The organism is Actinoplanes sp. NPDC026623, from assembly GCF_040638275.1.
Lineage (GTDB): Bacteria > Actinomycetota > Actinomycetes > Mycobacteriales > Micromonosporaceae > Actinoplanes.
The window spans coordinates 1-7,171 of record NZ_JBEZXZ010000307.1; the positions used below are offsets into that span (position 1 = coordinate 1).

Here is a 7,171-nt window from a genome sequence, read left to right on the forward strand (position 1 = left end):
GCCACCGCGAGGATGTCGGCCCGCGCCAGCAGTTCGCGCCCGGCGCGGCTCAGCCCGACGGCGGCGAACGACAGGTCGAAGACCGGGCCGCCGAAGACCGCGCGGTACGTCGCCAGCCCGGCCCGCCCGCCGCTGGGCGGCACCAGCACCGCGACATGCGTCATCGTCGTCATCCGCGGAACAGCCGATCGGGTACGGCGTCCGCGATCGCCTGGTAGCCGGCGGGGTTGAGGTGCAGATGATCCCCGGTGTCGAACGCCGGCAGCAGCCGCCGGCGCCCGATCGGGTCGCGGACCGCGGCGTCGAAGTCGAGCACCGCGTCGAAGCGCCGCGAGCGACGGATCCAGTCGTTGACGGCGCGGCGGGTGCCCTCGCGCAGCCCGTCCGCGTCGTCGTAGCCGGTGTTGCCGCCGAACGGGGTCACCGTCGCCCCGTACACCTCGATGCCGCGCGCGTGGGCCCGCGTGACGATCTGGTCGTACGCGACCACCAGGTCCTCGCCGACCCGGCGCTGCGCCTCCGGCGTCGCCGCGGCCGTACCGATGTCGTTGACGCCCTCGAAGACGATCAGCCGGTCGGCGCCGCCCACCGCGAGCACGTCGCGGTCCAGCCGGGCCAGGGCGTTCGGGCCGAGGCCGTCCTGCAGCACCCGGTTGCCGCCGGCCGCCTGGTTGAGCACCGCGACGTCGCGGCGCCCGGCCAGCCGGGCCTTCAGCCGGTCCGGCCACCGGTCGTTGCCGTTGGTCGTGGAGCCGCGCCCGTCGGTCAGCGAGTCGCCGAGCACCACGGTGGCCGTGCCGGCGGTGTACACCTCCACCCCGCTGAGGAGATACCAGTGGTCGGCCCGGGTGGCACCCGGCAGGTCCTCGTCGGACCGGTGGTCGCCGCGCAGCAGGTACGAGGTCGTCCGCGAGCCGGGGTGCGAGGTGAGCGCCACCGAGGCCTGGCCGGTGGCCAGGTAGGCGGTGACGGTGAGGTTGGTCAGCGCCGGCACCGCGAGGTCGATCGGATCGGAGACCACCTGCGCGCCGACCGGCACGGACGCCTCCGCCCGGCCGGAGAAGGTGACCGCGCGCGCCGTGCCCGGCCGGATCGCGGAGACCCCCGCGGCACCGTCGAGCGGCCACGCGACGGTGACGCCGGTGATCGGCAGGACCGCGCCGCCGAAGGCGTTCGAGAAGCGCAACCGCACCGACGAGCCGCCGATCGAGGTGTGCACGGTCTGCCGCAGGGTGGTGTCGGCCAGCACCACGCCGTCGCCGGTGAACGGCGCCGGCGGCAGGTTGCCCGGCTCGGTCAGCTGCGGCATGGACACCCAGGTGTGCAGCCAGCCGCGCTCGGGCCGCGGCCCGCCCCCGTGGGCGGTGGCCGCGGAGGCCGCGGAGACGGCGGCGGCCGCGCCCAGGCCCAGAATCGATCGGCGGTTCATCGGATCCTCCGGCTCTCGGGCGGGCCGAGGTAGCTGTACTTGACTCCCCCGGTGTCGACGATCAGGCGCTGCACGATCACGGTCGGGTCCACCATCCAGAACTTGAGGGTGTGCACGCCCGCGGTGGCGACCGTGTGCGTGGTGGTCGTGACGTTGGCGTTGTCGGAGGTGTTGCGCTCCCACTGCCGGTTCATCGTGGTGTCGTTGGCGCCGGTCGCCGTCGTGATGTTCACCGTCTGCGGCGCGTCGCCGTCGAGCGAGACCGCGTACTTGAGACCGTCCGTGGGCCGCACGTTGTTGCGCGGCGACAGCACGGCCGTGACCTTGACCGGGCCGGTGCTGGTCAGCGTCATCGGGTACTCGAGCCGGGCACCCGCGCCGCCCAGCGGCGTCATGCCGTTGCCGGTCTTGCCGATGCCCGGCAGCAGCCGCCAGTCGCCGACGGCCCGGCCGTAGTGGTCGGCCTCCATCGCGACGTAGCCGTTCGCCTCGACGAAGCCGCGGGGCCGCAGCACCGGGTTGTCGATCGGGGCCTGGACCACGGTGCTCGCGCCCTGCGGCCCGGTCACGGTGATCGGCACGGTGGTCCGGCCCTTCGGCGCGCGGGACCAGTCGACCCGCACGGTCGCCCGGACCTGCTTGCCGACTCGGCCGGCCGCCGGCGTGACGTGCACCCACGGCACGGCCGGGCTGATCCGGTACGCGAACGGCGTCGCACCCGTGTTGAACACGTCGATGAACTGGGCGGGCTGCGCCTGGTACGGGCTGAACGCGGGCAGGTTGACCGGGTCGCCGCCGTCGAGCGCGACGCCCATCCCCGCCGCCTGCGGCACCTCGATCCGCTGCAGGTACGGGTAGATCTCGTCCGGCAGCGCCACGTTGTCCTTCTCCGGCTGCTGCCACGGCGCGTTCGGGCCGTACCGGGCCACGTTGCCGTACCCGATCTTGGGTTGCAGCTGCCAGTTGTGCCACTTGCCGCCGGCCAGCGCGGTGTTGTAGTGCGCGTTGAGCGCCTGGTCGTCGGCGAACCGCGCCTCGGCGACGTCGGCGAGGTCGTTGGTGGCGGCGCGGCCCTGTGCGGCGTACAGGATGTTGGTGAACTCCGCGCGGCGCAGCGCGTAGAGGTTGGCGGTGGCCTTGACCTGGTAGTAGACGAGCTGGAAGTAGGCGTCCTGCCAGGCCGCCGGCACCGCGGCCCTGATCCTGTCGGCGCGGGCGCCGAGCCGCTGCCACTCGGCGGTGACGCGGTCCATCTCGCCGTAGTCGGTGAGGCTGAACGGGCTCGCCTGGTCGTCGTAGCTGATCTGCGAGGTGACGGGGTCGATGGTGATCCGCCGGTTCAGCAGCTCGGGCTTGCGCCGCGACTGCAGGTGGCCGTAGTCGCCGAGCAGGTCCGCGATGCCGGCGGCGAGCCCGGGCCCGAAGTTCTGCGCGGCGTAGCCCCGCTCCCACGCGGAAATCCGCGACAGCGGGATCGCGCTGGGGTTCCAGGCGTAGTCGAGGAAGAACTGGGTCGGCTCCTCCTCGTTCTTGAGGTCGCCGACGTTGACCATCCACAGCCGGTCCACCCCGGAGCGGTACGCGAGGTTGAGCTGCTCCCAGGTGTTGGTGAGATTGACCGTGTCGGCCCACTTGTAGTTGCGGCCGCCGCCGACGTAGTCGAAGTGGTAGTACATGCCGTACCCACCGGAGCGGGCCGGCAGCGACGCGTCCGGGAGCTTGCGCAGGTTGCCCCAGTTGTCGTCGCAGAAGACCACGGTCACGTCGTCCGGCGGCCGGTAGCCGCCGTCCCAGTAGCGCTGGACCTCCTTGTAGAGGGTCTGCACCTGCGGGGCGCCGATCAGTCCGGTGTCGCGCAGGATCTGCCGCTGGGTGTCGATGATCGAGTCCATCAGGTCGATGCCGTCGCCGTCGGGCAGGCTGACGTCGCCGTTGCCCCGCATGCCGAGCGTGATGACGCCCTCGATCTTCTGATCGGCCATCCGCTGGGCGCCGTCGCGCCAGTACGCCTTGATGGCGTCCGGGTTGCGCCGGAAGCTCCACTCGCCGGTGCCGGCCGGATGCCGGTTCCACTCCTCGATGCCGCGCATCATCGGCGCCTCGTGCGAGGTGCCCATGACGACGCCGTAGTAGGAGGCCGTGGCGTGGTTCTGCGGGTCGTCCTCGGCGAACGCGCGCCCCCAGACGGCCGGCCACAGGTAGTTGGCGCGCAGCCGCAGCATGGTCTCGAAGACCTTGGCGTAGTAGGCCGCGTTCAGCCCGCCCGGATAGCCCGGCGCCTTGCCGGGCCCGAAGTAGCCGGGCGCCCAGGTGCCGGTTGCCGGGTTCTCGTCGTTGATGAAGAAGCCGCGGTACTTGACCGCCGGCGTGCCCTGGGTGTGGCGCCCGGGCAGCACGTAGACGGCGTCCTGGTGGCGCACCGGCACGTCGTCCCAGAACCGCCACGGCGAGACGCCGAGGCGCTTGGACAGGTCGTAGGCGCCGTAGATGGTGCCGCGCTGGTCGCTGCCCGCGATGACGAACGCCCGGCGCACCCCCGGCAGCGGGTTGTCGACGACCTGCTCGACGGTCGTCTCCCACCGGCCGGCGAGGCCGCGGACGTCGAGCTTGCCGTCGGCTACGAGGCGGTCGATCAGCGGGCTCTTGCCGAGCGTGCCGACCAGCACCGGGTCGCGCCCGCCGGGTATCCGGTCGTGTGCGACCACCGGCGTGACCCCGGTGACCGCCGCGATGTCGGACTGCAGGTCGTCGAGGACCCGGATGACCCCGGCGTGGTCGCCGGCGCTGACCACCAGCGGGGCCGCGCGTCCGCCGGCGACGAGCGGGAAACGGCCGCGGCCGGGCAGCGCGGAGACGTAGCTGCCGCGGTCCGCCGCCGCAAGAGCGTCATCCGGTACGGCCTGAGCGCCGGCCGGCACCGCGACGAACAGCGGCGCGGCGAGCGCCGCGAGGGCGAGAAGTGCCTTCATGGGTACGCCGTCCCTATCGGAGGATTCGCAGCGGAACCGCGGCCGCCAGCACGGCCATGCCCGCATCGTTGGGGTGCAGGTGGTCGCCGCTGTCGTAGGCGGGGTCGAGCCGCAGGGGGTCGGTGCGGTCGCGGATCGCGGCGTCGAAGTCGATCGCCGCGTCGTACTCGCCGCCGGTGCGGATCCAGCGGTTGAGCCGCGCGCGTTTGCGTTCGTTCTCCTCGGAGTAGAAGCCGAGGGTGTCGCCCTTGAACGGCAGCAGCGTGGCGCCGTAGGCCCGCAGCCCGGCCTGGTGTGCGCGGGCGATCAGCTGCCGGTGCCCGGCGATCAGGTCGTCCGCGGTGACGGTCTCGTCGGCGGGTGCCGTCGTGCCCGGGTGGCCGAGGTCGTTGATGCCGAGCAGCACGATCAGGAAGCGGGCGCCGGGCTGGGCGAGCACGTCGCGGTCGAAGCGGCGCAGCGCGCTGTGGCCGAAGAACGCCGCGTAGGCCTCGGCGTCGCTGCCCGGTGCCGGGTTGGGGTCGTGCAGCAGCCGGTTGCCCGAGACGCCGAGGTTGACCACCCCGCGATCGAGGTGGGCGTCACGCAGCCGCCGGGCGAGCAGGTCGGGCCACCGGTGGTTGAGGTTCGCCACGGTGTTGGCGCCGTTGGTGATGGAGTCGCCGAGCGCGACGACCGCACCGGCCCGGCCCGCGACGCTCACGCCCGAGAGGAACAGGTTCTGCCCGAGCACCTCCGTCGGCGTGATCGTCCGGGCCGCCGTGACGTTGCCGGCCGCGATCGCATTGTCCTGAAAGGAGAACGCGGCGAGGGTGGTGACCGGGGTCCGCCGCGGCAGGTGGATGCTGACCGTCAGTTCCGTGCCGGCCGGGACGTCCAGCCGCACCGGGTCGCTGACCAGCGGCGCGCCGGCCGGGATCGTCGTCGCCACCCGGCCGCCGAACGTCACCCGCCGGTCGGTGCCGGGCACCGTCCGGGTGCTCGCGCCGGCACCGGCCCGGCGGGCGATCCGCACCTCGCCGACGAACAGCGGCCGGTCGCCGAACTCGTTGGTGAGCCGGACCCGCACCTGCTCGCCGCCGGCGCTGACGTGCACGACGTGGCGCACGGTCTGGTCCTCGAGAACGCGGGGCGCGCCCGGCGGGATCGTGGTCGGCACCGCCGCCCAGGTCGCGGTCCAGCCCGCGCCGTCGTGGCGCTCCCCCGCCGCCGCGGCCGCCGGGGCTGCCGCCGCGGCGAGCGCGGCGCCGGAGGCGAGCGCTAGCACTTCGCGTCTGGTGGACATGCGTCTCCTTCGTCGGCCAGGCCGTCGCGGTAGGACGTTGTTCCGGAAGTTTCGGCAATGCGACAGCCGATTTCTCGTAACATAGAGCCAGGTCGAAGTCTCGTCAAGACGCTGTTACATCCCAGATCACCGGGTACTTTTCAATGATCTTCACGATTGTCCGTCCATCTTGCAGGCGGTTGACCAAGGCTCGATGCTGGCCTATCTTCCGGACACGTAACGGAATTTCTCGGAATCTTCGAAACCCCTGCACCGCGGGTCCGCGGCCGCCTGCGCAGGTCCGGGAAGGACGGTCCGACAGTGAAGATCCACCGAGTCCTCAGCACGGCACGATGACGCCGAGAACGTCATGAAGTGGCAGCTCGTGGAGCCGACGCAGGGCGTCTACGACTGGGCGGCCGTCGACCGGCCGGCGGACTTCGCCCGTGCTACGCGAGGCGCGACACCCTGACGCTCGCCGGGCGTTGAGCCCGCGCGGGATGCCTGTGCAATACTCCCGGAACCGGGTCCGAAACTTCCAGCCCGGGAGGGCCCGGAAGCGAGGATGATGGCGATGACCCAGGACGGTAGGCGGGTGACCATCGCGGCCATCGCCGACGCCGCCGGAGTGTCCGTTCCGACGGTGTCGCGTGTGCTCAACGGGCGTACGGACGTGTCCTCGGAGACGCGTGAGCGGGTCGAACAGCTGTTGCGCGAGCAGGGCTACCGGCGCCGGAACTCTCGGCAACCCGGCCGCGCGCAGCTGATCGATCTGGTCTTCAACGACCTGGACAGCCCGTGGGCGGTGGAGCTGATCCGCGGCGTCGAGGACATCGCCCACGCGGCCGGGGTCGGCACGGTGGTCTCCGCGGTGCACCAGGAGGCCACCGCGACCCGGCAGTGGCTGGCGAACCTGCGGGCGCGCACCTCGGACGGCGTCATCTTCGTGATGTCCGACGTGAACTCGCCGGCCCTGGCCCACATGCACCGCCTGCACATCCCGGCCGTGGTGATCGACCCGGCGAACGGCGCGGGCGCCGACGTGCCGACCGTCGGCGCGACGAACTGGGCGGGCGGGCTCAGCGCCACCGAGCACCTGATCGCCCTCGGGCACCGCCGGATCGGCCTGGTCGCCGGCCCCCGGGACCTGCTCTGCAGCCGGGCCCGGCTGGACGGCTACCGGGCCGCGCTCGACGCCGCCGGCCTCGCCGTCGACGACGCGCTGATCGTGCCGGGCGACTTCCAGCACGAGTCCGGCTTCGCGGCGGGCGGACGGCTGCTCGATCTGGCCGACCCGCCGACCGCCGTCTTCGCCGCCAGCGACCAGATGGCGCTGGGCGTCTACGAGGCCGCGCGCCGCCGCGGGCTGCAGGTGCCGGACGACCTGAGCGTTGTCGGATTCGACGACCTGCCCGAGGTGCGCTGGTCCTCGCCGCCGCTGACCACCGTGCGGCAGCCCCTGGCGGAGATGGGTGGGCTCGCCGCGCGCACGATCCTGCGGATGGCGCG

The 7,171-nt window shown here is 72.7% G+C and carries 5 protein-coding genes; 2 read left to right on the forward strand and 3 right to left on the reverse strand.

Translation table 11 applies throughout. The features are described from left to right. Positions 1-169 precede the first annotated feature (169 nt). Genes AB0F10_RS43030 through AB0F10_RS43040 form a run of 3 tightly spaced genes read right to left on the reverse strand, consistent with a single transcriptional unit; the run spans position 170 to position 5,683 of the window. A complete protein-coding gene (locus tag AB0F10_RS43030) occupies positions 170-1,429 on the reverse strand; it encodes an SGNH/GDSL hydrolase family protein (protein WP_360639686.1) in 1,260 nt (419 codons plus the stop codon). Next, positions 1,426-4,398: a glycosyl hydrolase 115 family protein gene (locus tag AB0F10_RS43035; RefSeq protein ID WP_360639689.1), complete on the reverse strand. Its 2,973-nt coding sequence runs from the start codon at positions 4,396-4,398 to the stop codon at positions 1,426-1,428. The genes AB0F10_RS43030 and AB0F10_RS43035 overlap by 4 nt, the downstream gene beginning before the upstream one ends. A 13-nt stretch (positions 4,399-4,411) precedes the next feature. Continuing rightward, the gene (locus AB0F10_RS43040) at positions 4,412-5,683 is read right to left on the reverse strand and encodes an SGNH/GDSL hydrolase family protein (RefSeq protein WP_360639692.1); all 1,272 of its coding nucleotides are present in this window, start codon (positions 5,681-5,683) and stop codon (positions 4,412-4,414) included. Between the two features lie 349 nt (positions 5,684-6,032). On the opposite strand from AB0F10_RS43040, the gene AB0F10_RS43045 reads away from it, so the two are divergent. After that, a complete protein-coding gene (locus AB0F10_RS43045; RefSeq protein ID WP_360639695.1) occupies positions 6,033-6,134 on the forward strand; it encodes a hypothetical protein in 102 nt (33 codons plus the stop codon). Between the two features lie 96 nt (positions 6,135-6,230). Beyond that, positions 6,231-7,171 (forward strand): LacI family DNA-binding transcriptional regulator (locus AB0F10_RS43050; RefSeq protein WP_360639698.1); only part of this gene is annotated, 941 nt, incomplete at its 3' end.